The sequence below is a fragment of the Streptomyces sp. NPDC002926 genome (assembly GCF_053591755.1).
On sequence record NZ_JBSFUK010000006.1, the window covers coordinates 82,302 to 108,518 of the forward strand.

The 26,217-nt window shown below is 69.6% G+C and carries 20 protein-coding genes; 14 read left to right on the forward strand and 6 right to left on the reverse strand.

Annotated features, from left to right (window positions below; genetic code table 11):
• Window positions 1-31: 31 nt before the first annotated feature.
• The 6 genes from ACWDZ6_RS14000 (at window position 32) to ACWDZ6_RS14025 (ending at window position 8,052) form a co-directional block, all read left to right on the forward strand.
• Window positions 32-1,354: a DUF4192 domain-containing protein gene (locus tag ACWDZ6_RS14000; RefSeq protein WP_451503019.1), complete on the forward strand. Its 1,323-nt coding sequence runs from the start codon at window positions 32-34 to the stop codon at window positions 1,352-1,354.
• Between the two features lie 164 nt (window positions 1,355-1,518).
• Window positions 1,519-2,283 (forward strand): NUDIX hydrolase, encoded by a 765-nt coding sequence (locus ACWDZ6_RS14005; RefSeq protein ID WP_326653064.1) that lies wholly within the window; start codon window positions 1,519-1,521, stop codon window positions 2,281-2,283.
• Window positions 2,284-2,396: 113 nt separating this feature from the next.
• Window positions 2,397-4,157 carry an ATP-binding cassette domain-containing protein gene (locus tag ACWDZ6_RS14010; protein WP_451503020.1) on the forward strand — a complete coding sequence of 587 codons (1,761 nt, stop codon included), beginning with the start codon at window positions 2,397-2,399 and terminating at the stop codon, window positions 4,155-4,157.
• A gap of 159 nt (window positions 4,158-4,316) precedes the next feature.
• Window positions 4,317-5,204, forward strand: a complete 888-nt coding sequence (locus ACWDZ6_RS14015; RefSeq protein WP_326653066.1) for a FadR/GntR family transcriptional regulator — start codon at window positions 4,317-4,319, stop codon at window positions 5,202-5,204.
• Between the two features lie 339 nt (window positions 5,205-5,543).
• Window positions 5,544-7,094 carry an RNA polymerase sigma factor gene (locus ACWDZ6_RS14020; RefSeq protein ID WP_451503021.1) on the forward strand — a complete coding sequence of 517 codons (1,551 nt, stop codon included), beginning with the start codon at window positions 5,544-5,546 and terminating at the stop codon, window positions 7,092-7,094.
• A gap of 139 nt (window positions 7,095-7,233) precedes the next feature.
• Window positions 7,234-8,052, forward strand: a complete 819-nt coding sequence (locus ACWDZ6_RS14025; protein WP_389182028.1) for a serine protease — start codon at window positions 7,234-7,236, stop codon at window positions 8,050-8,052.
• A 132-nt stretch (window positions 8,053-8,184) separates the two neighbouring features.
• On the opposite strand, the gene ACWDZ6_RS14030 is transcribed toward ACWDZ6_RS14025, so the two are convergent.
• A complete protein-coding gene (locus ACWDZ6_RS14030) occupies window positions 8,185-8,415 on the reverse strand; it encodes a DUF7455 domain-containing protein (protein WP_326653069.1) in 231 nt (76 codons plus the stop codon).
• 432 nt (window positions 8,416-8,847) lie between these two features.
• Here ACWDZ6_RS14030 and ACWDZ6_RS14035 point away from each other — a divergent pair, with 432 nt between their 5' ends.
• The 5 genes from ACWDZ6_RS14035 (at window position 8,848) to ACWDZ6_RS14055 (ending at window position 15,088) form a co-directional block, all read left to right on the forward strand.
• Window positions 8,848-10,965, forward strand: a complete 2,118-nt coding sequence (locus ACWDZ6_RS14035) for a DNA gyrase/topoisomerase IV subunit B (protein ID WP_366730283.1) — start codon at window positions 8,848-8,850, stop codon at window positions 10,963-10,965.
• Between the two features lie 105 nt (window positions 10,966-11,070).
• The gene (locus ACWDZ6_RS14040) at window positions 11,071-12,231 is read left to right on the forward strand and encodes a sensor histidine kinase (RefSeq protein ID WP_451503022.1); all 1,161 of its coding nucleotides are present in this window, start codon (window positions 11,071-11,073) and stop codon (window positions 12,229-12,231) included.
• Window positions 12,228-12,902 carry a response regulator gene (locus ACWDZ6_RS14045; protein ID WP_451503023.1) on the forward strand — a complete coding sequence of 225 codons (675 nt, stop codon included), beginning with the start codon at window positions 12,228-12,230 and terminating at the stop codon, window positions 12,900-12,902. The genes ACWDZ6_RS14040 and ACWDZ6_RS14045 overlap by 4 nt, the downstream gene beginning before the upstream one ends.
• 99 nt (window positions 12,903-13,001) lie before the next feature.
• Window positions 13,002-13,499 (forward strand): DUF485 domain-containing protein, encoded by a 498-nt coding sequence (locus tag ACWDZ6_RS14050; RefSeq protein ID WP_451503024.1) that lies wholly within the window; start codon window positions 13,002-13,004, stop codon window positions 13,497-13,499.
• Complete coding sequence (locus ACWDZ6_RS14055; RefSeq protein WP_451503025.1) at window positions 13,496-15,088, forward strand: solute symporter family protein; 1,593 nt, start codon at window positions 13,496-13,498, stop codon at window positions 15,086-15,088. The genes ACWDZ6_RS14050 and ACWDZ6_RS14055 overlap by 4 nt, the downstream gene beginning before the upstream one ends.
• Before the next feature lie 50 nt (window positions 15,089-15,138).
• On the opposite strand, the gene ACWDZ6_RS14060 is transcribed toward ACWDZ6_RS14055, so the two are convergent.
• The 3 genes from ACWDZ6_RS14060 to ACWDZ6_RS14070 all read right to left on the reverse strand — a co-directional run bounded on the left by ACWDZ6_RS14060 (window position 15,139) and on the right by ACWDZ6_RS14070 (window position 18,944).
• The gene (locus tag ACWDZ6_RS14060) at window positions 15,139-15,867 is read right to left on the reverse strand and encodes a response regulator (protein WP_451503026.1); all 729 of its coding nucleotides are present in this window, start codon (window positions 15,865-15,867) and stop codon (window positions 15,139-15,141) included.
• Window positions 15,864-17,507, reverse strand: a complete 1,644-nt coding sequence (locus ACWDZ6_RS14065; protein ID WP_451503027.1) for a sensor histidine kinase — start codon at window positions 17,505-17,507, stop codon at window positions 15,864-15,866. Before ACWDZ6_RS14065 ends, ACWDZ6_RS14060 begins: the two co-directional genes overlap by 4 nt.
• Before the next feature lie 201 nt (window positions 17,508-17,708).
• Window positions 17,709-18,944 carry a citrate synthase gene (locus ACWDZ6_RS14070; protein WP_451503028.1) on the reverse strand — a complete coding sequence of 412 codons (1,236 nt, stop codon included), beginning with the start codon at window positions 18,942-18,944 and terminating at the stop codon, window positions 17,709-17,711.
• An 87-nt stretch (window positions 18,945-19,031) separates the two neighbouring features.
• Between ACWDZ6_RS14070 and ACWDZ6_RS14075 the strand changes: the two genes are divergently transcribed.
• The gene (locus ACWDZ6_RS14075; RefSeq protein ID WP_389182179.1) at window positions 19,032-20,195 is read left to right on the forward strand and encodes a citrate synthase/methylcitrate synthase; all 1,164 of its coding nucleotides are present in this window, start codon (window positions 19,032-19,034) and stop codon (window positions 20,193-20,195) included.
• Window positions 20,196-20,324: 129 nt separating this feature from the next.
• Here the strand turns inward: ACWDZ6_RS14075 and ACWDZ6_RS14080 are convergent, their stop codons facing one another.
• On the reverse strand, window positions 20,325-21,002 hold the full coding sequence (locus ACWDZ6_RS14080; RefSeq protein WP_451503029.1) for a DUF6082 family protein: 678 nt from the start codon (window positions 21,000-21,002) through the stop codon (window positions 20,325-20,327).
• Window positions 21,003-21,115: 113 nt separating this feature from the next.
• On the opposite strand from ACWDZ6_RS14080, the gene ACWDZ6_RS14085 reads away from it, so the two are divergent.
• Entirely contained in the window at window positions 21,116-22,204 is a 1,089-nt protein-coding gene (locus tag ACWDZ6_RS14085; protein ID WP_451503030.1) for a CobW family GTP-binding protein, read from the forward strand.
• Here ACWDZ6_RS14085 and ACWDZ6_RS14090 read toward each other — a convergent pair.
• Window positions 22,201-24,648, reverse strand: coding sequence for a DNA gyrase/topoisomerase IV subunit A (locus ACWDZ6_RS14090; RefSeq protein ID WP_451503031.1), 2,448 nt, complete (start codon window positions 24,646-24,648; stop codon window positions 22,201-22,203). The genes ACWDZ6_RS14085 and ACWDZ6_RS14090 overlap by 4 nt on opposite strands.
• A gap of 202 nt (window positions 24,649-24,850) precedes the next feature.
• Here ACWDZ6_RS14090 and ACWDZ6_RS14095 point away from each other — a divergent pair, with 202 nt between their 5' ends.
• Window positions 24,851-26,206, forward strand: coding sequence for a M16 family metallopeptidase (locus ACWDZ6_RS14095; RefSeq protein WP_451503143.1), 1,356 nt, complete (start codon window positions 24,851-24,853; stop codon window positions 26,204-26,206).
• Window positions 26,207-26,217 lie beyond the last annotated feature (11 nt).

Consider the following 26,217-nt stretch of genomic DNA (forward strand, 5'->3'; position numbering starts at 1 on the left):
GGTGCCGGAGCCGTCACGAGACCGTCGTGCCATGAACAAGCACCACGAACACACCGGTCCGACCGACGAGCAGCAGATCACCCTGCGTGGCCCCGGCGAACTGGCCGATGCCCTCCCGTACATGATGGGCTTCCACCCGAACGATTCGATCGTGCTCGTCGCGCTTCACGGCAGCCACGGCCGCTTCGGCGGGCGACTGAGGCTCGGTATTCCACGCTCGCCGCGCGAATGGTCACCCGTGGCCGAGCAGCTCGCCCAGTGTCTGATCGAAGGCAGCGAACGTCGCGGTTCGCGCCCCGACGGCATCGTCGTCTTCCTCTGTCAGGATCCGGCGGACGGCGAGACGAGCGGCTCGGTGATGGAGCGGCTGCGCCCGCTCGCTCAACGGCTGCGCACCGCCTGCGGCACCTTCGAGGTGCCGGTCTACGAGGCCCTCTGTATCTCCGACGGCCGTTACTGGTCCTACTGCTGCCCCGACGCGCGCTGCTGCCCTCCCGAAGGCAGCACGCTTGCCCTTCCCGGCACTTCGGTGATGGCCGCGGCCGCCGCTTACGCGGGCGTCCAAGTGCGGGGCTCCCTGCGGGAGATGGAGGGGCGGCTCGCGCCGTGGACGACCCTGGCCGCGTCCGGCCAGGAGAAGGCCCTGGATACCGCGGGTTCCGCGCTGCTGCCCAGGATCCTGGACGGAACGGGGCGTGAGCAGGTCGCCGCGGAGACGCTCGCACTGGCCCGCCGGCTGATGAAACGCATCGGGGAGACATCACAGGATGGCGGCCCGGCCGAGTCGGATGTCGCGGACGACCGGCTCGTCACGCACGACGAGGCAGCCGCTGTGATTCTGGGCCTGCAGGACCGGGACACCCGCGACCGGGCCGCGGAGTGGATGGAGGGAGCCGACGCGGAACCGGCGCTACGGCTCTGGCGGACGCTGGCCCGCCGATGTGTCGGCCCGTACTCCGAGCACGCGGCGGCGCCGCTCACCCTCGCCGGCTGGGTCGCCTGGTCCACCGGCGACGAACCCGGCGCGCGGGTCGCCCTCGGACTCGCCCTGCGTGTCGACCCCGAGTACGTCTTCGCCCGGCTTCTGCACCAGGCCTGCAACGAGGGCCTGGATCCGGAGGCGCTGCGCAGCTGTCTGCGGCGCACGGAGCGCGCCACACCGGACTCCCCGGCGGGCCGCCCGGGCGCCCCGCGCTGTTCGCGCCCGCAGCGGGTCCGGCCGGCCACTCGCAAGCCGGGCGCCGACAGGAAGGATCTCCCGTCCGCCGGGACGCGCCCCGGCGGACGGGAGCCCGGGAACCGCAGCCGCGCGCGCAGGCGCAGCGGGCAGCGCGGCACCCGGAGCGGGCGGTGACGCCCTCCAATCTCGGTCTCGAGATGGTCGGGCAGGCCGCGGACGGACCTCAGTTGGGGGTGTGAGCCGGGCGGGTACGCAGGGCGGGAGAGGCGGGTGAAGAAAGAGTCGGCGCAGGTGAAGAAGGGAGTGTTTATCGTCAGGCAGACGACTATGATCACGGCATGTCGCCCTACGACCCGTCGGCCTATCCGCCCTTTGCTGTCACCGTCGACCTGGTCGTGCTCACTGTGCGCCGCCATGCGCTCTGCGCGCTGGTCGTACGCCGCGGAGAGCCGCCGTTTCAGGGTCGGTGGGCGCTGCCCGGCGGCTTCGTCAGGGGCGACGAGGATCTGGCGGCGGCCGCAGCGCGCGAGCTCGCCGAGGAGACAGGTCTGTGCGCGCACGACCCCACATCCCCGGCACCCGGCAACGGCGCACATCTCGAGCAGCTGGCCACCTACGGTGACCCCAAGCGGGACCCTCGCATGCGGGTCGTCAGCGTCGCCCATCTGGTGCTGGCGCCCGACCTGCCCGCACCGCGCGCGGGCGGCGACGCGAACAGCGCCCGGTGGGCCCCCGTCGAGGAGCTGCTGGGCCAGGAGAACGGCTTCGGCCGCGAGGAGGATCAGCCCGCAGCGCTCGCCTTCGACCATGCGCGGATCCTGGCGGACGGGGTGGAGAGGGCCCGCTCCAAGATCGAGTACTCCTCACTGGCGACTGCCTTCTGCCCGTCGGAGTTCACGGTCGGCGAGTTGCGGCGGGTGTACGAAGCGGTCTGGGGCGTCGCTCTCGATCCACGGAACTTCCACCGCAAGGTGACCGGCACCCCGGGCTTCCTGGTTCCGGCCGGCGGGACCACCACCCGACAGGGCGGCCGCCCGGCCCAGCTCTTCCGGGCAGGCGGCGCCACCGTGCTCAACCCACCGATGCTGCGCCCCGAGGTCTGAGCGAGGTCTGACACCCGGGTCCTCGCGGCTGCGTAAAAAGTCGGAATTGTCGCGCTATCTTTCTGCGGTACCCGCCATGCCGCCGAGCGGTCTCACCTACCGCGAGAGAAACGATGCTCCAGGCCATCGGACTCACCAGCATCCACCGCCGAGACCTATCGCCGGCCGTCGACGACCTCACCTTCGAAGCCAGGTCCGGCTCCGTCACGGCCCTCCTCGGCGCCCCCGGTTCCGGCAAGACGGCGGCGCTGCGCCTGATGCTCGAACTCGACTCGGGCCGGGGCGTCACCTACTTCCGCGGTAGCCCCCTCCACCGCATCGCCCATCCCGCCCGTGAGGTCGGGGTGCTCCTCGGCGACGTACCGGGCCATCCCGCTCGGACCGCCAGGGGGCAGCTCCGCATGCTTTGCGCGGCCGCCGGAGTGTCCGCGTCCCGCGCCGAAGAGATGCTCGATGTCGTCGGTCTCGCCGCCCTCGGCGGCCAGCGCCTCGACATGCTCTCGCTGGGCATGGACCGCAGACTCGGGCTGGCCTCCGCCCTGCTGGGCGACCCGCAGACGCTGATCCTCGACGAGCCCTGCCGAGGCCTCTCGCCCGGTGAGAACAGCTGGCTGTACGGGCTGTTGCGCTCCCGCTCCTCGTGCGGCGGAACCGTTCTGCTCACCACCAGTGATCCCAAGGAGGCCGCCCGCCTCGCCGACCGTGTCATCACCCTCGACGAGGGTCGCCTCGTCGCCGACCAGGACGCCGCCGCTTTCGCCCGCACCAGGCTCCGCTCCCGCGTCGCCGTCCGCACCCCGCACGCCGTCCGTCTCGCCGCCGCCGTCGCCCGCGAGGCACGCGTCGCCCAGCGATCCGTCGAAGTGGTCACCGAGGAGGGCGGCCTCCTGTCCGTCTATGGCAGCAACTGCGCCGAGATCGGCGAAACCGCCTTCCGGCACGGTGTGCTCGTCCACCGGCTCAGCGAAGAGGTCGGCGACACGGGCCCGGCAGTGACGCCGACACCTGACCCCGCACCTGTCCCCGAGGCTCAGAAACGGCCCGTACCGGCCGCGGCGGAGCGCCCCGGACCGCTGGGCCCCCCACCCCCGCCGCGCCCGGTACGCAGCCCCCTGAGGCCGCTGCGCTATGAAATCCGCCGGCTCCTCGGAGTCCGCACCGCCGCGCTGATCGCTGCGGCCGCGCTCGTCGCGTCCCTCGCTCTGTGTGTTCTGCTCGCCCGCATCAGCGACACCCCGCTACCGGCCCTGCTCGCCGCCTGGCCCGATTACCTCCCGCTCCCGCCCGCCGCCTTCGGCGCAGGCCTGGTCGGAGCGCTCTCCTACGGTGAGGAGTTCCGCTACCCGGCGCTCGCCGCCGCCCGCGGCACCGTTCCCCGCCGCCTCGGCCTCCTCCTCGCCAAACTGACGGTGACCGCCGTGTTCGCGCTGCTGCTCGCGGTGCTTGTCGCTGTGGCCGACTCCCAGGCCCTGCGCCTTGTGTACGGAACGGATATGACTCCGGCGCCGCGGAACTGGCCAGTCCTCGTGGCCAGTTGGGGCGGGCTCGCGGTCGGCTGTGCCTGGGCCGGGCTGCTCGCCGCCGGAGTCTTCCGGGTCACGGCCGCCGGAGTGGCCGCGGTGCTCGCCGTACCGGTCCTCATCGCCCCCCTTGTGCAGGCGGCGCTCATCGTCCCGTCAGCGCGTTCGATCGCCGGGCTGCCCGGCAGGCTGCGTGAGCTGGCCTGGGTGCAGCTGCCGCAGCAGGCCGACCTTTGGCTGATGGTCGCCGTACGCCTCGTCGCCCAACCCTTCGGCGCGGCACTGGCGTTGTCACTCTCGGCCCTGATCTGCGCATATCTGTTCACGGGACTTCGCCGCAGGGCACGTTGGTGAGCATGATCGACCGGGTCTCGGTGAAGTGTCCACAACTCCCTTGAAGACGCCCGTTTCTTTCCGATAAGGCGTCAATTGCGAGGCGAGCGCCGATCACCCTTTCGTGTGCTTTTCACCAAAGACCTCAAGGGCCGTGGGAGCCACGCCGACAAAGGATGCGTGAGTACCCTTGCGCACACCATGATGACCGCCGCCCGCCCCGCCGAGTCCGGCCTCGCCGGCCCGGGCGAACTCGACCGATACCCCTACGCGGAGTCGCCCGGCGCCGACCGCGTCAGCCCTCCCTCCTGGGACGGCGCCGATGCCGAGTTGGGCCGGGTCGGCCGCCGCGCGGCAGGCAGCCGGGGCCGCGGACTGCACGGCCAACTCGTCCAACAGCTTGGTCAGATGATCGTCTCGGGAGACCTCGGCGCCGACCGCCCGTTGGTCCCCGAGGAGATCGGCCAGCGTTTCGAGGTCTCCCGTACCGTCGTCCGTGAATCCCTGCGCGTTCTCGAGGCCAAGGGCCTGGTCAGCGCCCGCCCCAATGTCGGCACCCGGGTTCGTCCGGTCAGCGACTGGAATCTGCTGGATCCCGACATCATCGAATGGCGTGCCTTCGGCCCGCAGCGCGACGATCAGCGACGGGAGCTGAGTGAGCTGCGGTGGACCATCGAGCCGCTCGCCGCTCGCCTCGCCGCGGGTCACGGGCGCGAGGACGTCCAGCAGCGGCTCAGTGACATGGTCGAGATCATGGGTCATGCCCTCGCTCAGGGTGACGGAATCACCTTCTCGCGGGCCGACGCCGAGTTCCACTCCCTCCTCATCCAGCTCGCCGGCAATCGCATGCTCGAGCACCTCTCCGGGATCGTCTCCGCCGCCCTCCAGGTCTCGGGCGGCCCGGTCACCGGCTGTGACCGCCCTACCGAGGTCTCCATGGCCCATCACGCGCGGATCGCCGACGCGCTCGGCACCGGCGACGCGCACGCCGCCGAGTCGGCCATGCGTCAACTGCTGACCGTCCACCCCGAGGTGGAGCGAGTCGTGCCCGCGCCGCGCGAGCACTGACCGCAGGACGCGGTCAGGGAGTACGGAGGCGTACGCATCGCGTGTCGCCGGATTCCATGGGGATCCGGCGACACGATTGTGTGGTGAACGCACCTTATGTTTGTTTCGTCGTAAATGAGGTGTGACTCGGGCCACGCGGATTGGGCGTAACACTCCTCGAAACAGCGCGATGACCTAAGAGGTGACAGCCGAAGAGGGAATACAGCAGCCGTTCACGGCGCTGTCCAGCTCCCAGGTTCATCCCGCGCCACCGGCACATCCGCAGTCCGGTGGTCGTCGGCTCCGGCCCGATCATGGGTGGGGCCGGAAGCCGTTTTCCATCGTTCCGAGAGGTTGTTCGTGTCGGCCAGCACATCCCGTACGCTCCCGCCGGAGATCGCCGAGTCCGAGTCTGTGATGGCGCTCATCGAGCGGGGAAAGGCTGATGGGCAGATCGCCGGCGATGACGTGCGTCGGGCCTTCGAGGCTGACCAGATTCCGCCAACCCAGTGGAAGAATGTTCTGCGCAGCCTCAACCAGATCCTCGAGGAAGAGGGTGTGACGCTGATGGTCAGTGCCGCGGAGTCGCCGAAGCGCGCCCGCAAGAGCGTCGCAGCGAAGAGCCCGGCAAAGCGCACCGCCACCAAGGCCGTCGCGGCCAAGACCGCCACGGCGAAGACCGTCGCGGCCACCGCGGCGCCGACGGCCGAGACCGTCGACGTCCCGGCCGACGAGGCCTCGGCGACAGCGCCTGCCAAGAAGGTGGCCGCCAAGAAGACGGTGACCAAGAAGGCGGTGGCGAAGAAGACCGCCGCCAAGAAGACAGTGGCCAAGAAGACCGCGGGCAAGAAGGACGCCGACGAGGCCGAGGGCGAAGAGCTCGATGAGGCCCAGCCCGGTGCAAAGGGCGAGGAGGAAGAGGCCGAGGGCGAGAACAAGGGCTTCGTCCTCTCCGACGACGACGAGGACGACGCGCCTGCCCAGCAGGTCGCCGTCGCCGGCGCCACGGCAGACCCGGTCAAGGACTACCTCAAGCAGATCGGCAAGGTCCCGCTCCTCAATGCCGAGCAGGAGGTCGAGCTCGCCAAGCGCATCGAGGCGGGTCTGTTCGCCGAGGACAAGCTGGCGAATTCCGACAAGCTCGCGCCGAAGCTCAAGCGTGAGCTGGAGATCATCGCCGAGGACGGCCGCCGTGCCAAGAACCACCTGCTGGAGGCCAACCTCCGACTGGTCGTCTCGCTGGCCAAGCGCTACACCGGTCGCGGCATGCTCTTCCTGGACCTGATCCAGGAGGGCAACCTCGGTCTGATCCGCGCGGTCGAGAAGTTCGACTACACCAAGGGCTACAAATTCTCCACGTACGCCACCTGGTGGATCCGTCAGGCGATCACCCGCGCCATGGCCGACCAGGCCCGCACCATCCGTATCCCGGTGCACATGGTCGAGGTCATCAACAAGCTCGCCCGCGTGCAGCGCCAGATGCTCCAGGACCTGGGCCGCGAGCCCACCCCGGAGGAGCTGGCCAAGGAACTCGACATGACCCCCGAGAAGGTCATCGAGGTCCAGAAGTACGGCCGCGAGCCGATTTCGCTGCACACCCCGCTCGGTGAGGACGGCGACAGCGAGTTCGGTGACCTGATCGAGGACTCCGAGGCGGTCGTGCCGGCCGACGCGGTCAGCTTCACGCTTCTGCAGGAGCAGCTGCACTCGGTGCTCGACACCCTGTCCGAGCGTGAGGCGGGCGTCGTCTCCATGCGCTTCGGTCTCACGGACGGCCAGCCGAAGACCCTGGACGAGATCGGCAAGGTCTACGGCGTGACGCGTGAGCGCATCCGTCAGATCGAGTCCAAGACCATGTCGAAGCTGCGTCACCCGTCGCGTTCGCAGGTTCTGCGCGACTACCTCGACTAGGTCGTCACAGCAGTACGCAGTCGGCGAAGGGCCCGGTTCCTGTCAGGGAACCGGGCCCTTCGCCGTGTGGCGCGGGTGCGGGCGGCGGCTCGCTGGCTGACTCTGAGTGGACGGAATTCACACAGAGTCAGGAGGCCGTATGCGTCGACCCATCATTCGAGCCCTGATCAGGGCGTCGGCCCTGATCGCAGCGGCGGCCGTGGCGCCGTTCGCTTTGTCCCTTCCCGCGGCTGCCGACAGCGTGGTCATCGGCGGCTATACGGCACAGGTCGCCGACAGCCCGTGGGTCGTGGCGCTGTCCAGCCGTGACCGGTTCGGCGGAACGCGCGCAGGTCAGTTCTGCGGCGGAGTGGTGGTGGCGCCGACAAAGGTCATGACGGCCGCCCACTGCGTGAGCCGGACCGTACTCGGAGGAGATGTGCGCGACGTGCGTGACCTGACGGTCGTCTCGGGGCGCGCGCAGCTGCTCGGCGCCGGAGGCCGGGAGATCCCGGTGAGCGGCACCTGGGTTGCGCCTGGGTACAACGCGCAGACCAACAGCCCGGATGTGGCGGTGCTGACGCTGGCCGAGGCGCTGCCCGCCTCCTACGTGATCCCTCTGGCCGGCGCCGGCGACCCGGCGTACCAGCCGGGTACGAGCGCCACCGTCTATGGCTGGGGGGATACGACAGGGAACGCCACCTATGCGTTCTCCCTGCGCGCAGCACCCGTGACGGTGCTGTCGGACGCGGCGTGTGGGCAGGCTTATCCGGGAGGACTGGGCGGGCAGTATCTGAAGGCCACGATGCTCTGCGCCGGAGACCCGCAGGGCGGGCACGACGCCTGTCAGGGGGACAGTGGAGGCCCGCTGGTGGCCGGCGGGCGGCTCATCGGACTGGTCTCCTGGGGTGGTGGCTGCGGCCGGGCCGACAGCCCCGGGGTGTACACGCGAATCTCGGCGGTGGCGGCGCCTTTGTAGGCCGTCTTGCGATTGGGTTCATCGGTCCCGTGGCGGTCACGCTACGAGAGCGGGCGGCCGCCCCTGGTATTCAGGGGCAGCCGCCCGTCAGCCGATCCTGGACCGGCCATGGCTCGTCGTGGATGCGAGGTGTCAGTGTTCCTCTTCACCAACGCTGGCCGGCACGGCCGTCAGTCGGTCGGTCTCATCCTGTATTTCCGCGGCGATCTTCTTGAGTTCCGGCTCGAACTTGCGCCCGTGGTGGGCACAGAAGAGCAGTTCACCGCCGCTGCTCAGGACGACGCGCAGATAAGCCTGGGCGCCGCAGCGGTCGCAGCGGTCAGCGGCCGTCAGTGGGCTCGCGGGGGTCAGAACAGTAGTCACGTCGCCTCTTCTCTAGCTCGACGAGCTGTCGTACCAGGGTCAACATCCAACCAGGCCGAAAACGTTCCCGCTCGTGGCTTCTCCTGGAAACTTCTTTCCTAGGTGGCTGTCTGCTGCCGGTTGGCGGCGAATGAGCCGTATTGCTTCGCTCTACGGATTTCGCGTTGCTTGTCTCTATTGGCCCTCCCGGCTGGGTGCCGGTTGTTCATGAGGACGTGCCCGGAGCCTAAATGGTTCATGCCTGGAAGGGAACGTGATGTGCACGTCACTCCATCGAGGGATCGAACATGTATACGACGCTGGACTAGCATAAGAAATCATGAGGGTGGCGTTACATCGGCTCTACCAGGCCTCGGTACCCTCTGACCGTCGACCGACGCCGGGCCCCTACCCCACTGGGCCACATCTCAAATTCAGCGAGGAGCGAACCGCGTGACCGCCGAAACGTCCGCGCCGTCCACAGCGCTGCTGACAGCAGACCGTGACGGTTCCAACTACACAGCGCGGCACCTGCTCGTACTCGAAGGGCTCGAGGCGGTCCGCAAGCGCCCGGGCATGTACATCGGGTCCACCGACAGCCGCGGCCTGATGCACTGCCTCTGGGAGATCATCGACAACTCCGTCGACGAAGCCCTCGGCGGCCACTGCGACCACATCGAGGTGATCCTTCACGAGGACGGATCCGTCGAAGTCAAGGACAACGGCCGAGGCATCCCTGTCGACGTCGAGCCCAAGACCGGCCTGTCCGGTGTCGAGGTCGTGATGACCAAGCTGCACGCCGGCGGCAAGTTCGGCGGCGGCTCGTACGCCGCGTCGGGCGGACTGCACGGCGTGGGCGCCTCGGTCGTCAATGCCCTCTCCGCCCGCCTCGATGTCGAGGTCGACCGCAGCAGCGCGACCCACCTGATCAGTTTCCGCCGCGGTGTCCCCGGCATCTTCACCGAGTCGGGACCCGACGCGCCCTTCGACCCGGCGAGCGGGCTGCTCAAGGGCAAGCGGGTGCCCAAGGCCCGCACCGGCACGCGCGTGCGGTACTGGGCCGACCGGCAGATCTTCCTCAAGGACGCAAAGCTCTCACTGGACCACCTCCACCAGCGCGCCCGTCAGACCGCCTTTCTGGTGCCCGGTCTCACGATCGTGGTCCGCGACGAGCGGGACCTGGCGGGTGAGGGCAAGAGCGAGGAGATCTTCCGCTTCGACGGTGGCATCAGCGAGTTCTGCGACTACCTGGCCCAGGACAAGGCCGTCTGCGACGTGCAGCGCCTGACCGGGCAGGGCATCTTCAAGGAGACCGTCCCGGTCCTCGACGACCGCGGCCATATGACGCCCACCGAGGTCACCCGCGAGCTCGGCGTCGACATCGCCCTGCGCTGGGGCACGGGATACGACACCGCGGTCAAGTCCTTCGTCAACATCATCGCCACCCCCAAGGGCGGCACCCATGTCACCGGCTTCGAGCGCTCCATCACCAAGACGATGAACGAGGTGCTGCGCTCGGCCAAGCTGCTGCGCGTCGCCGAGGACGACATCGTCAAGGACGACGCTCTGGAGGGCCTCACCGCGGTCGTCACGGTCCGGCTGGCGGAGCCGCAGTTCGAGGGCCAGACCAAGGAGGTGCTGGGTACCTCCGCGGCCAACAGGATCGTCGCCAATGTCGTCGCCAAGGAGCTCAAGGCGTTCCTGACCTCCACCAAGCGCGACGACAAGGCGCAGGCCCGTGCGGTGATGGAAAAGGCCGTCGCCGCCGCCCGTACGCGCATCGCGGCCCGTCAGCACAAGGACGCGCAGCGCCGCAAGACGGCGCTGGAGACCTCCTCGCTGCCGGCCAAGCTCGCCGACTGCCGCAGCGACGACGTGGAGCGCAGTGAGCTCTTCATCGTCGAGGGGGACTCGGCACTGGGCACCGCCAAGCTCGCGCGGAACAGCGAGTTCCAGGCGCTGCTGCCGATCCGGGGCAAGATCTTGAACGTCCAGAAGGCGTCCGTGACGGACATGCTCAAGAACGCCGAGTGCGGCGCGATCATCCAGGTCATAGGAGCCGGGTCCGGGCGGACCTTCGACATCGACGCCGCCCGCTACGGCAAGATCGTCCTGCTGGTCGACGCCGACGTCGACGGCGCCCACATCCGCATCCTGCTGCTCACGCTCTTCCAGCGCTATATGCGGCCGATGGTGGAGGCGGGCCGGGTGTTCGCCGCCGTGCCGCCGCTGCACCGGATCGAGCTGGTCCAGCCCAAGAAGGGCCAGGACAAGTACGTGTACACGTACTCCGACAGCGAGCTGCGGCAGACGCTGCTGGAGTACCAGCGCAAGGGGGTCCGTTTCAAGGACTCCATCCAGCGCTACAAGGGTCTCGGCGAGATGGACGCCGACCAGCTGGCGGAGACCACGATGGACCCGCGCCATCGCACTCTGCGCCGGATCAACATCGGCGATCTGGACTCCTCCGAGCAGGTCTTCGACCTGCTGATGGGCAATGAGGTCGCGCCCCGCAAGGAGTTCATCACCAGCTCGGCGGCGACGCTGGACCGCTCGCGGATCGACGCCTGACGGCGGCCCCGCCCACCCAGGGGTGGAGCCACATGCTCCACCCCTGGTCCGATCCCGGTCCGGCTCCTGCTCCGTAGCATCGGCGGCGACGGAGGAGGACGTGACGTGCCCAGCAGCAAGTGGACCGCGTGGCCCACCCGGGAAGCGCTGTCCCGCCTCGGCATACCGCGCGTTCGAACGGTCCTCGACGTCACACTGCTCGCCGGGCTGTCGGCCTGGGCGGTGTACAGCGCGTACGACGCGGATGTCTTCCACGGCCGGGGCGCGGTGCTCCCACCGCTGGGCCTGCTCAGCTGCGTCCTGGCAGCCCTGGGCTTCCAGCGGACGACCCTCGCCAACAGGCTGCTGCCGTCGCTCGGACTGGTCGGCGGCATCGTGGCTGTCGGAATGGGGGCGTACGCCGCAGGGACCTCGGTTCCCGCGATGGTGCCGTTGATCTCGGCTTCCCTCATGGCCATGGAGCGCCTGCCGCTCATGGCCGGCCTCGCTTCGGTCGCGGTGATGTCTCCAGGTTTCGCGCTGACCGCTGACAGTGACCTGGGGGCTGTTTGCGCCATCGCCGCCGTGCTGCTGGGCGGCTGTTCGCTGCGCCTGGACGCCCAGGCCCGAGGCGCCGGTTTCCGGCTGCTCGCCCAGGAACGGGCAGCCCGCGAGGCCGAGGCCACCTCCGCCGCGCTCGCCGAACGGGCCCGTATCGCACGCGAGATCCATGACGTCCTCGCGCACAGCCTCTCCGCGCAACTCGTGCATCTGGAAGCGGCCCGGCTGCAGATCGAGCGAGAACCGGAAGGGCCCTTCCGCGCACAGATCCTGGAGCGGGTGGTGGCGGCACGCTCAATGGCGCGCGAGGGCCTCGCGGAGACCCGGCAGGCGCTCTCCGCGCTGCGTGGAGAGATGGCCCCTGTCGAGGACTACCTGCGGGAACTGGCCGTCGCGGACGGCGCGGAGACCGGGGTGAGGGGTGAGCGGCGGCAGCTGACCGCCGAGGCCTCGCAGGCCGTACGGCGGGTGGCCCAGGAGGCCCTGACGAATGTGCGCAAGCACGCGCCGGGCGCCGGGGTGCGCATGCTGCTCACGTACGCGGAGGCCGAAGTGGCCCTGGAGATACGGGACTCCGGCACGACGACGAAGACCGGCGAGCTCGGGGCCACCGGCGCCGGGTACGGTCTGCTGGGGATGCGCGAGCGGGCGGAGCTGCTCGGCGGCACCCTGGAGGCGGGACCGGAGGGGGAGGGCTTCGTGGTACGGCTGCGGGTGCCGGCATGACCGCGCACATTGCCAGAGTGGTCGTCGCCGACGATCAGGCGGTGGTGCGCGAGGGCATTGTGATGCTCCTGGGACTGCTGCCCGGTATCGAAGTCATCGGTTCGGCGAAGGACGGCGAGGAGGCGGTCGCCCTTGTCGCCGAACTCGCCCCCGATGTCGTCCTGATGGATCTGCGGATGCCCCGATGCGACGGGGTGGAGGCGACCCGCCGTATCCGCGGCGAACACCCCGGCACCCAGGTGGTCGTGCTCACCACCTACGCCGACGACGACTCGCTCTTTCCCGCGCTGCGGGCCGGAGCGCGCGGCTATCTCACCAAGGACGCCGGCGGCGACGAGATCGTACGGGCCATCCAGGAGGTCGTCGCAGGCCGGGCCGGGCTGTCACCGGTCGTACAGCGGCGGCTCCTTGAGCAGGTCACCGCCACGCCCGAACAGCCCGGGCCGAAGCTTCCGGACGGCCTGACCGCGCGCGAGGGCGAGGTGCTGACCCTGATCGCGGAGGGGCTCACCAACGTGGAGATCGCGCGCCGGCTCCACATCTCCACGGCCACCGTGAAGACCCACATCAACAACCTCTTCGCGAAAGCCGGCATCCACGACCGCGCCCAGGCGGTGCGGTACGCCTACCGCGAGGGACTCGCGCAGCCACCCGGGACAAGTATCACCTGATGGGGTGAAGTCGGGCGGGAGAAGAGTCCGGGATCTTCCCGCTCTGTCCATCCTTGGGCATGCGAGCCGAAACGGTTCGCTGACAAGGAGAGTTGATCGGTGGAGAAGCAGGAAGGGCGCGACGCGGCTGCGGTGCGGCTCGACGACCCGTGGTACGACGCGCTGGCCTCCGGCTGGGGTGAACTGGACGGCACGGGCGCCCTCGCACCCGTTGTGCCGGACCCGCCCACGGACCCGGAGAACGCCGGACCCGGCGCGGCCGGCATCTACGTGGAAGTGCAGCGCAGCGCCGCCTTCCAGGAGGTGCGCAGCCGCTACCGGAGGTTCGTCGGCCCCGCCGTTCTCGTCTTCCTCGTCTGGTACTTGGCGTACGTCGTCGCGGCGACCACGGCTCCCGGACTGATGGCCAGGCCGGTCGCGGGAGCGGTGAATGTGGCGATGGTCGCGGGCCTCGGACAGTTCCTCACCACCTTCCTGCTGACCTGGGCGTACGCACGCCACGCCCGGCTGCGAAGGGACCGCGCGGCCCTGGATCTGCGCTGGACCGTGTTCGATCAGACGAGGGCACAGGAGACGGCGCGAGGTGCCGGGCGTTGAGCGGCGACCACCAGACCCTGGCGCTGCTGCTCTTCAGCGCGTTCATCGCGGTCACTCTCGGCATCACCAGCTGGGTGAGCCACAACAGGCATGGCTCGGCGGAGGAGTTCTACGTCGGCGGGCGGCTCTTCTCCCCCATGGAGAACGGGTTCGCCATCGCAGGCGACTACATGTCCGCCGCCTCCTTCCTCGGAATCTCCGGCCTCATCGCTCTCTTCGGCTACGACGGAATGCTCTACTCCGTGGGCTTCCTGGTCGCCTGGCTGGTTGTCCTGTTCCTGGTCGCCGAACTCGTACGCAACTGCGGCCGCTTCACCCTCGCCGATGTCATCGCCTCGAGGATGAGGGAGCGACCCGTCCGTATCGCCTCGGGAACTTCTTCGGTCACCGTGTCCGTTCTCTATCTGGTGGCGCAGATGGTGGGAGCCGGGAGCCTGGTCGCGCTGCTGCTCGGTGGTACGAGCGAGGCCGCGCGCTCGTGGACCGTGATCGGCGTGGGCGCCCTGATGGTGATCTATGTGTCGTTGGGAGGGATGCGAGCCACCACCTGGATCCAGATCGTGAAGGCCGTGCTGCTGATGGCGGGCGCGATCGTGATGACCGTGCTCGTACTGACGCGCTTCCACGGTGACTTCAACCAACTGCTCAACACCGCGGCCGAACGCAGCGGACACGGCAAGGACTTCCTCTCACCCGGCCTCAAGTACGGCGGGAACTGGACCGCGCGCCTCGACTTCATCAGCCTCGGCCTGGCGCTGGTTCTGGGCACGGCCGGCCTGCCGCACATCCTTGCCCGCTTCTACACCGTGCCGACCGCGCGGGCCGCCCGCCGCTCGGTCGTCTGGTCGATCGGTCTCATCGGCAGCTTCTATCTGATGACGATCGTGCTCGGCTTCGGTGCGGCCGCGGTGGTCGGCACCGACGAGGTGCGGAAGTCGAGCGCCGCGGGGAACACCGCCGTTCCGCTGCTCGCGCTGAACCTCGGCGGAGGAGCGGGATCCACCGGTGGCACGGTGCTCTTCGCGGTGGTCGCGGCCGTGGCCTTCGCGACCATCCTCGCCGTCGTCGCCGGAATCACCCTCGCCTCTTCCGCCTCCGTCGCCCACGATCTGTACGCCTCGCTCCGCCGACGCCACGCCAGACAGCGCAGCGAGGTAGCGGTCGCCCGTCTCGCCGCGGCCGGCATCGGCGTGGCCGCCATCGCGCTCGGCCTGCTCGCCCGGGACCTGAACGTCGCGTTCCTGGTCGGCCTGGCCTTCGCGGTCGCGGCCTCCGCCAATCTGCCCGTACTGCTCTACTCGCTGTTCTGGCGGAACTTCACCACGCGCGGGGCGGTCTGGTCGGTGTACGGGGGGCTGATCCCAGCCATGCTCCTCGTGGTGCTTTCGCCGGTCGTCTCGGGCAGCCCGGAGGCGCTCTTCCCCGGCGTGGACTTCCATGTCTTCCCACTGCAGAACCCCGGCCTGGTCTCCATCCCGCTGGGTTTCCTGGCGGGATGGATCGGCACCGCCACCTCGGCGGAGCCGCCGGACGCGGCCAGGCACGCCGAGACGGAGGTGCGGGCGCTGACGGGTGCGGGGGCGGTCTGAGGGCTCCGAGACGCCGCCGGAGGCCCGGGCCTCCGGCGGCGGTTCTGTCCTCAATCGCCGGACGGCTTTGAAAATCCCCAGAGGTAGCGGTGCTCCGGACGGCCGGTCTCGCCGTACTTGAGACTGAGCCGCACCCTGCCCGTCCGCTCCAGCAGCTTCAGATAGCGCTGCGCGGTCTGCCGGCTCACGCCCGCCCGTTCCGCGGTCTCCTGAGTGGAGAGCGGCCCCTCGGCGGCCAGCAGCACCTGGCGTATCAGCTCGGCTGTGGTCGGCGAGTGGCCCTTGGGCAGGTCGGGCACGACGGACCCTGCCGACAGCGCCCCGAACATACGGTCCACCTCCGCCTGTTCCGCCTCGCCTCCGCCCTCCAGAGTGCGGCGCAGCGCGGAGTACGCCTCCAACTTGGTGCGCAGACCGGCGAAGTTGAACGGCTTCACCAGATACTGGAGTGCGCCATGGCGCATAGCCGCCTGGACAGTGGCGACATCACGCGCCGCCGTCACCATGATCACGTCGGTATGGTGGCCGAGCCGGCGCAGCTCCCGTACGACGGCAAGACCGTTCCCGTCCGGCAGATAGTGGTCGAGGAGGATCAGATCCACCGGCCTGTCGGAGATCCGGGCGAGCGCATCGGCGGCCGAATGCGCCGTCGCGGAGACCCGGAAGCCCGGCACCTTGGACACATAGGCCGCGTTGATCTCCGCGACCCGGACGTCGTCGTCCACCACCAGTACGTCGACCTGCTCCATGGCCGCCTGTTCGGCACGTTTCTCAGTCATCGCGTCTCCCCGGCGGTGGCCAGCCCCGGCTCGGTCAGCGCCTCCGGGAGCACGACGGTGAATTCGGCGCCCCCGCCCGCCGCGTCGCGTACTTGCGCGCTGCCGCCCTGCCGTTCCGCGAGCCTGCGCACCATCGCGAGCCCGAGACCGCGCTTGCCGTGGACCGGGGGTTCCTTGGTGGACCAGCCCTCAGTGAAGATCAACTCTCTCCGCTCGGACGGGACTCCGAGACCGCTGTCCGTGACCCGGAGCACGGCCGTACGGCCCTCTGTACGAAGTTCGATCTCGATCCGCGGATCGTCCGAGCCGCCGGCCGCGTCCAGAGCGTTGTCCACGAGATTGCCGACGACCGTCACCAGACCGCGCGGGTCCACCAGCCGGTCCGGCAACAGCGTGCCGGGCGCGATGCGCAGCGATACGCCCCGCTCCGCCGCCACGGTCGCCTTGCCCACCAGCAGCGCGGCGAGCAGCGGGTCGTGGATCTTCTCGGTGATCTGTTCCGCGGTGGCCCGGTGCACCCCGACCACCTCGGTGACGAACTCCACCGCGTCCTCGTGCATCTCCAGCTCGAGGAGCCCGAGCAGGGTGTGCATCCGGTTGGCGTGCTCATGGTCCTGCGCCCGCAGGGCGTCGATCAGGCCGCGGGTGGAGTCCAGCTCGCGGCCCAGCTGCTCCAGCTCGGTGCGGTCGCGCAGCGTGGCGACTGCGCCGCCGTCGTCGGTCGGCATCCGGTTGGCGATCAGTACCCGGCTGCCCCGTACGGTCAGCAGATCCTCGCCGGTGACCCGGCCCGCCAGTACATCGGTGGTGCGGCCGTCGCCGAGGACCTCGTCGAGCGGCAGCCCCATCGCTTCGTCGCCGAGGCCGAGCAGCCGCTGTGCCTCGTCGTTCATCAGCCGGATCCTGCCCGTGGCGTCGAGCGCCACGACCCCTTCCCGGATGCCGTGCAGCATCGCCTCGCGCTCCGCCAGCAGCGCGGAGATATCGGAGAAGGCCAGGTCGTGGGTCTGCCGTTGGAGCCTGCGGGAGATCAGACAGGCGGCCAGAGCTCCGACGGCCAGGGCCCCACCGGCGTATGCGAGCAAGCCGGGGATCGCCGCCAGCAGCCGGGCGCGCACGCTGTCGTACTCGATGCCGACCGAGACCGCGCCGACGATCGTGCCGTTCTCCTCGCGCAGTGGCACCTTCCCGCGGGCGGAGCGGCCCAGCGTTCCGCTGTCGATCTCCATCACCTTGTTGCCCGCGAGGGCGTCACTGGGGTCGGTGGAGACGACCCGGCCGATCTCCCCGGGGGCGGTGTGGGACCAGCGCACACCGCGCCTGTCCATGATCACGACGTACTCGGCGCCGGTCGCCTGCCGTATTCGCTCGGCCTTGGCCTGAACCGGACCGTCGGCCGTCGGCCGCGAGCCGAGCAGTTCGTCGGCGACCTCCGGAGATGCGGTGGTCTCGGCGATCGCGAGCGCGCGGCGCATCGCCTGATCGTCGAGCTGAGCGCTGAGGGGCGCGAGAAAGAGGCCGGTGGCCAGCACGGTGACACCGGCGGCGATGGCCAGCTGCATCAGCAGGACCTGCGAGAAGACCCGCTGCGGCCAGCCGAACCGCCGGCGCCGGGCGGGGGTGGTCGGTACGGGGCTCATGCCTAGGCACGGTAGAGGGCGGGCGGCCCATTCTGAAATTTCCGGTTTACGTACATCGATGCCGGCCGGCGCCACGACGCGGCATGCCCGGCTCACGGTCACGGTCGGCACTGGCCGGCCGGTGGCGCGGTTCGGCGAAGTGGAGGCCCACCACCCCTGACGTCCGGGCACCACCCCTGAGGTCCGGGCGCCTCCCCGCGATCATGGCAACGGCCTGGGCGGGCGGGGGCCGTTGTAGTGCCCGCTCGGCCGCATCCGCAGCGGACGCTCCTCGTACTCCTCCAGTGCGTGCGCGATCCAGCCGGCCGTACGCGCCACCGCGAAGACCGTCTCGCCCGCCTCGGCCGGCATTCCGGAGGCCACCGACAGCACCGCGAGCGCCAGGTCGACATTGGCGCGCAGCTCCACATGGCGGGCAGTCGTGGCCTCCACCTCAAGCGCCGCCTCGAGAGCCGGACGGGCGCCGGGAAGCTCCTCGAGCGCGCCGAACAGTGCCACCGCACGCGGGTCCCGGCCCGGGTAGAGCCGGTGGCCGAGCCCCGGCACCCGCCGCCCCGCCCGCAGGTGGTCCGCCACGACGGCCGCCGCGCTGCCCCGTTCCAGCACCTCGGCGAGCATCCGGTGCGCGAGCCCGCTCGCGGCTCCGTGCAGCGGGCCCTCCAGCGCGCCGAGTCCCGCGGACACCACGGCATACGGATGGGCGCGCGCCGAGGCCGCGACCCGTACGGCGAGGGTCGATGCGGCCAGATCGTGGTCGATCAGCAGGGAGAGCGCCATGTCCAGTACCCGAAGGGATGGTTTGTCCGGGTGTGCGGGAGTCAGCCGCGTCCAGAGCCGCTGCGCGAGCCGGGCCTCGCCGCGCTGCGGCCGGCCCACCACGGGGAGGGCGTCGACCAGGGTGGGAATCAAGGTGCGGGCGCTGCCCAGCACCGCCTCCCGGTCGAGGTCGAAACGGAGCGGATCGGCGACGGCCGCGGCGATCGCGGCCACCCGCAGCCGGTCCGTCGAGCCGCTGTGCGCGGGCAGCGCATCGACCGCCCGGCGAGCGGCGGCCAGCGGCTCGGCGGGGGCGGTGAACCGGACGCCCGCGTGCATGGTGCCGGTCCACAGCCAGTCGGCGATCTCCTCGTAGCCGTAGTGGCGGGCGAGTTCGGTCGCGTCCACGCCGCGGAAGTAGTAGCGCTCCTTGTCGATGAGGGTGATGCCGGTGCGGATCCGCTGGGTGACATCGCTCCCCGCGGAGGGCTCTCGGCGGCCCTTGCGGACGAGCGCGTCGACCTCTTTCGCGTCGAAGGTGCTGCCGCGCCCGGCGGGATCGCGTCGGCTGGAGAGCTGTCCGCGGCTGACATACGCGTACACCGTCTCCGGCTTCACACCCAGCCGCTCGGCTGCTTCCCGGGTGGTCAGCCGCTCACCGTCCGCTGCCTGGTCCGTCATGAGGTCACCGTACACATATTGATCCAATCAATATTGACAGTGATTGAGTCAAGCATGGACAGTCGAATCAAGTTCAGGGAGGACACCATGCAGAGCACCGGGACCACCGCACCCCTCGACATACCGCGCGGACTCGCGGGCGTCGTCGTCACCGACACCGCGCTCGGGGACGTCAGGGGGCGCGAGGGCTTCTATCACTACCGTCAGTACTCGGCCGTCGAGCTCGCCGAGAGCCGCGGCTTCGAGGACGTCTGGCACCTGATGTTCCACGGCGAACTGCCGGACGCCGCGCAGCGGACCGAATTCCTGGCGCACACCGCGTCGCTGCGTCATCTGCCCGGCGACGTACGCGCTGCGCTGCCCGCCATCGCCCGCTCATGCGCCCTGTCGGGCCCGCTGGCCGGTCTGCGTACCGCGCTCTCCCTGCTGGGGGCGTCCATGGGTATGCGTCCGGTGTACGACCTCGACGCCGGGCGCCGCAAGGCGGACGCGCTTGCTGTCTGCGCGGCGGTTCCCACACTTCTGACGGCGCTGCACCGGCTGGGTCAGGGGCTCGATCCGGTCGAGCCGCGCGACGACCTGCCGTACGCCGCCAACTACCTCTACATGCTGACCGGTTCGGAGCCGGAACCCGACCGCGCCCGGGCGATCGAGCAGTACCTCGTCTCCACGATCGACCATGGCTTCAATGCCTCCACGTTCACTGCCCGGGTGATCACCTCCACCGGAGCCGACGTCGCGGCCTGCCTGGTCGGCGCGATCGGCGCACTCTCGGGCCCGCTGCACGGCGGCGCCCCCAGCCGTGCCCTCGACACGCTGGATGCGATCGGCACCGAGGACCGCATCGACTCCTGGATCAGGGAACGGGTCCTGGCGGGGGAGCGGATCATGGGCTTCGGGCATCCCGTGTACCGCACCGAGGACCCACGCTCGCGCATGCTGCGCCAGATCGCCGAGAGCTTCGGCGGACCGCTGGTGGAGTTCGCGGTACAGGTGGAGGCACACGTCGAGGCGATCCTCGCGGAGCTGAAGCCGGGGCGTGAGCTGCACACCAATGTCGAGTTCTACGCTGGCGTCGTCATGGAGCAGTGCGGTCTGCCGCGCGAGATGTTCACCCCGACGTTCTGCGCTGCGAGGGTGGTCGGCTGGAGCGCCAACATCCTGGAGCAGGCGGAGGACTCCAAGATCATCCGCCCGGCGGCGCGGTATGTGGGACCGCCGCCGCCTCAGCCGCTGCCGGTGGTGTCCTGACACAGGTATGCCCGGCACCTCACCGGTGCCGGGCTGTGGCCGGCTGCGGCTGGGCGTCGGGGACACCGGCTTGTTCACGCCGCCGCGCTCGCGTGGGGCTGCACAGACTCGCCGCACCATTGTCGTGCGTCACGGCGCCGGACGCGTGGCCGTGATCGCGGCGTCCATGATCTCGGCCAGCCTGCGTTCGTGGCTGTCCTCCGGCAAGGTCAGCTTCCGTGCGCGGGAGAGGTCCCAGTAGCGCCGGAACGGCTCGCTGGACTGCAAGGACTGCGCATGGTGCATGAGTTCCTCGTCGGTGTACCGGTTCCAGTCGTGTGCGAGCACGAAGTGCGCGTAGATGAGGTTGGCGTAGAGGTTCTGCCGGGTCTCTTCGACGGAAACACCCGGGTAGTCGTTCCAGACAGCCGCAAGGTCCGGGTCGTCCATGGCCATCCGCATCAGTTGCATGTGCAGCGAGCGCAGGCCTGCCTCCGCGTTGCGGTGCAACGCCTCCCTGGACCTCGTCAGCTCGTCGCGCTGGTCCGCCAGCTCCCTGCGCTGCATCCGCAGTTCCTGGTACTGCAGGAGCAGAGCAACCACCAGGCTCAGGAACGCCAGCCCGGAGAAGATCGCGTTCGCGCCGCCGAAGTAATTGCCCACCTGGCTGCGCGCCGCGGCGTCGGCCAGTCCGCCCTCTCGGCTCTCCACAGCCTGGATGAGCCACGTGCTGACCGCTATGGCGGCCAGGGTGATGAGGGCTGTCCCGCCGAGCGCGGCGGTGGCCCATAAGGCAAGTCGTCCGGTCCTGCCTGAGTGTGCCGTCATCGTGTCCTCCCTGAGGTATGGACACGTACCCTTCCCAAGTAGAGGGACCATGACGCGGTGTCGCCACCTGCTCATGAATGACGCGCGCCGGCAGGGGGCTAGGCTCGTCGCTCATGGCCAGCAAACCCGTACCCGTCGTCGTCCTCGCGGGCTTTCTGGGATCCGGCAAGACCACCCTCCTCAACCACCTGCTCCGGCGCAACGGCGGCACCCGCATCGGCGTCGTCGTCAACGACTTCGGCTCCATCGAAATCGACGCCATGACCGTCGCGGGACAGGTCGGCTCCACCGTGTCCCTCGGGAACGGCTGTCTGTGCTGCGCCGTCGACGCGAGCGAGTTGGACGACTATCTGGAGAAGCTCACCCGGCCCGCCACGCGCATCGACGTCATCGTCATCGAGGCCAGTGGGCTTGCCGAGCCGCAGGAGCTGGTACGGATGCTGCTGGCCAGCGACAATCCGCGCATCGTGTACGGGGGACTGGTCGAGGTCGTAGACGCCGCAGAGTTCGACGCGACCCGGGCGCGGCACCCCGAGATCGACCGGCATCTCGCGATCGCGGATCTGATCGTTCTGAACAAGGCGGACCGGGTGGAGCCGGACGCTCTGGAACGGGTGCTCGGGACACTCGGCGAGTTCGGCGCGGGCACGCCCGCGATCACCGTGGAACATGGGCGGGTCGACCCGCAGATGCTCTTCGACCCCGCCGTGCGGCCGGAGCGGGAGGAGAAGGTACGCCAGTTGTCCTTCGAGGATCTGTACGCGGACGAGTACGACCACGGCCATGCGGACCATCTGCACACCGCGTACGAGAGCCTCGCCTTCATGGCGGATGCGCCCATGCACCCGCGCCGGCTCATGGACTTCCTCGACTCCAGGCCCGAAGGGCTCTACCGGATCAAGGGATTCGTCGACTTCGGGGCCGCCGATCCGGACAACCGGTACGCCGTCCACGCCGTCGGCCGGTTTCTGCGGTTCTATCCGTCACGCTGGGCGCCCGGGGAGGTGCGGCTGACGCAGCTCGTGCTGATCGGCTCGGGCATCGACGCCGGGGCGCTGCGCAAGCAGTTGGAGTCCTGCGCGCAGACCGGCCCGCAGGACGCCCCCGACGAGCGGAGCATGTGGGGCGTCCTGCGGTACGTACCGGCCGAATCGGATGGGACAGCGGAGACGGCCGAGACCGCCGAGCCCGCGCTGGACTAGCTCGACGGGCCCGCCAGCACCGCCACTTTCGACGTCACCGGGGTACCCGAGCCGTCACGCCGCGGATCCGGCTCCGGAAGCTCGGCCGGTGTGCCGTTCTTCTGCGCCGCATGGGCCGGTGCCGCGCCCGCCCATGCCAGTACCAGCACGTCCTCGCCCTTGAGGAAGCGCTGGCAACGCACGCCGCCCGTGGCCCGTCCCTTGCGCGGGTACTGGTCGAACGGCGTGAGCTTCGCCGTCGTCACCGAATCGTCCAGCGTGCCGTGCGAGCCCGCGATGGTGAAGACCACCGCGTCCCCGGCCGGATCGACAGCCGTGAACGAGATGACCTCGGCGCCCTCCGTCAGCTTGATCCCGGCCATGCCGCCGGCCGCCCGGCCCTGCGGCCGCACCTGCGACGCCTGGTAGCGCAGCAACTGGGCGTCGGAGGTGATGAAGACCAGGTCCTCCTCGCCCGTACGCAGTTCGGCACCGCCGACGATCCGGTCACCTTCCTTGAGAGTGATGACCTCCAACTCGTCCTTGTTCGCCGGGTAGTCGGGTACGACGCGCTTGACGACACCCTGCAGCGTGCCGAGTGCGAGGCCCGGCGAGGACTCGTCGAGCGTGGTGAGGCAGATGACCGACTCGTCCGGCTCCAGCGACAAGAACTCAGCGACCGGCGCACCGCCCGACAGATTGGGCGCGGACACCGTGTCCGGAAGCTGCGGAAGGTCGATCACCGCGAGCCGCAGCAGCCGCCCGGACGAGGTCACAGCGCCCACGTCACCGCGCTGTGTCGCAGGCACCGCCGAAACGATCACATCGTGCTTGGCGCGCTTTCCCTCGTGCGCCAGGGGCTCGCCGTTGGCGGTACGGGCCAGCAGGCCGGTCGAGGACAGCATCACCCGGCACGGGTCGTCCGCGACCTCCAGCGACGCCGCGGCGACCGGCGTACCCGCCGACTCCAGCAGCACCGTGCGCCGCTCGGTGCCGAACTTCTTCGCCACCGCGGCCAGTTCGGTCGAGACCAGCTTGCGCAGCTCGGTGTCCGAATCCAGGATCCCGGTCAGCTCGTCGATCTCGCCGTTGAGCCGGTCGCGCTCGCTCTCAAGCTCGATCTTGTCGAACTTGGTCAGCCGGCGGAGCGGAGTATCCAGAATGTACTGAGTCTGGATCTCGCTGAGCGAGAAGTGCTCGATCAGCCGCTCTTTGGCCTGCGCGGAATTGTCACTCGACCGGATGAGCCGGATGACCTCGTCGATGTCGAGAAGTGCGACAAGCAGGCCCTCGACCAGGTGCAGCCGGTCGCGCCGCTTGGTCCGCCGGAACTCGCTGCGCCGCCGCACGACCTCGAAGCGGTGATCGAGATAGACCTCGAGCAGTTCCTTGAGCCCCAGGGTGAGCGGCTGCCCGTCCACCAGCGCCACATTGTTGATACCGAAGGACTCCTCCATCGGCGTCAGCTTGTAGAGCTGCTCCAGCACGGCCTCGGGGATGAAGCCGTTCTTGACCTCGATGACCAGTCGCAGACCGTGCTGCCGGTCGGTGAGGTCCTTGACGTCCGCGATGCCCTGGAGCTTCTTCGCCGAGACCAGGTCCTTGATCTTCGCGATCACCTTTTCCGGGCCGACCGTGAAGGGCAACTCGGTGATCACCAGCCCCTTGCGGCGCGCCGTGACGTCCTCCACCGAGGCCGTCGCGCGGATCTTGAAGGTGCCGCGGCCGGCCTCGTACGCGTCCTTGATGCCTCCGAGACCCACGATCCGGCCGCCGGTCGGCAGGTCGGGCCCGGGGATGAAACGCATCAGCGTGTCGAGGTCCGCGCCGGGGTGCTTGATCAGATGCCGGGCGGCGGCGATGACCTCGCCGAGATTGTGCGGCGGCATGTTCGTCGCCATGCCCACGGCGATCCCGGACGCGCCGTTGACCAGCAGATTCGGATAGGCGGCGGGGAGCGCGACCGGCTCCCGCTCCTGACCGTCGTAGTTCGACTGGAAGTCGACGGTGTCCTCGTCGATCGACTCCGTCATCAGGCTTGTGGCGTCCGCCATCCGGCACTCGGTGTACCGCATGGCGGCCGGCGGGTCGTCGTTGCCCAGGGAGCCGAAGTTTCCGTGGCCGTCGACCAGCGGCAGGCGCATCGAGAACGGCTGCGCCATTCGCACCAGGGCGTCGTAGATCGACGCGTCGCCGTGCGGGTGCAACTTACCCATGACCTCGCCGACGACGCGGGCGCACTTCACATAGCCGCGGTCGGGGCGCAGGCCCATCTCGTTCATCTGGTAGACGATGCGGCGGTGCACCGGCTTCATACCGTCGCGGGCGTCCGGCAGGGCCCGGGAGTAGATCACCGAGTACGCGTACTCGAGGAAGGAGCCCTGCATTTCGTCGACGACGTCGATGTCGAGGATCTTCTCCTCGAAGTCGTCCGGCGGCGGGGTCTTCGTGCTGCGGCGGGCCATCGCGGCTGCGGCTCCTTCTCGCTCTTGTGCGGGCTTGTGCGGGGCAGGACTCAGGTTCTGACGCGGACCATTGTGGACCGAGCCACTGACAAGGCTGACCTCGACCCGTCGTTGGGCCGTTCTCGGCCGGGAACTTCGCCAGGTGTCAGATGGCTTGCATACAGTGGCAGGACTTCTCCATATCGCGATCGAAGGGACGTACATGCCCATGGGTCACACGGCCACAGCGCAGGCCGGTTCCGGCGGCCTGACAGCGACCGAGCACCGCCTGGCCAACGGCCTGCGCGTGGTGCTCTCCGAGGACCACCTGACCCCGGTCGCCGCGGTCTGCCTCTGGTACGACGTCGGCTCGCGCCACGAGGTCAAGGGCCGTACCGGCCTTGCTCACCTTTTCGAGCATCTGATGTTCCAGGGCTCGGGCCAGGTGAAGGGCAACGGCCACTTCGAGCTGGTTCAGGGCGCCGGCGGCTCCCTGAACGGCACCACCAGCTTCGAACGCACCAATTACTTCGAGACCATGCCCACCCACCAGCTGGAGCTCGCCCTCTGGCTGGAAGCCGACCGGATGGGCTCGCTGCTCGCGGCTCTCGACGACGAGTCGATGGAGAACCAGCGCGATGTCGTCAAGAACGAGCGCCGCCAGCGGTACGACAATGTCCCGTACGGTACGGCCTTCGAGCGGCTGACCGCTCTCGCCTACCCCGAGGGCCATCCGTACCACCACACGCCGATCGGCTCGATGACCGATCTGGACGCGGCGACCCTCGAGGACGCGCGCACCTTCTTCCGTACGTACTACGCGCCGAACAACGCCGTGCTGTCGGTCGTCGGCGACATCGACCCGAAGCAGACGCTCGCCTGGATCGAGAATTACTTCGGCTCCATCCCGGCCCACGACGGCAAACAGCCCCCGCGCGACGGCTCCCTTCCGGAGACCATCGGCGAGCAGCTGCGCGAGGAGATCGTCGAGGAGGTCCCGGCCCGGGCGCTGATGGCCGCCTACCGCCTGCCGCACGACGGCACGCGCGAGTGCGATGCCGCTGACCTGGCGCTCACCGTCCTCGGCGGCGGTGAGTCCTCGAGGCTGCACAACCGCCTGGTGCGCCGTGACCAGACGGCCGTCGCGGCCGGCTTCGGTCTGCTGCGGCTGGCCGGTGCCCCCTCGCTGGGCTGGCTGGACGTCAAGACGTCCGGCGGTGTCGAGGTGCCGCAGATCGAGGCCGCGGTCGACGAGGAGCTGGCGCGGTTCGCCGCGGAAGGCCCCACGCCCGAGGAGATGGAGCGGGCGCAGGCCCAGTTGGAGCGCGAGTGGCTGGACCGGCTCGGCACGGTCGCAGGCCGCGCCGATGAACTGTGCCGGTACGCCGTGCTCTTCGGCGACCCGCAGCTGGCGCTGAGCGCCGTGCAGCGGGTGCTGGACGTCACCGCCGAAGAGGTGCAGGCGGTCGCCAAGGCCCGGTTGCGCCCGGACAACAGGGCGGTGCTGGTCTACGAGCCCCTCTCCGCGGACAACGGCGACAGCGACGAGAACGACGAGCACGAAGGGGCGGACCAGTGAGCGACGCTGCC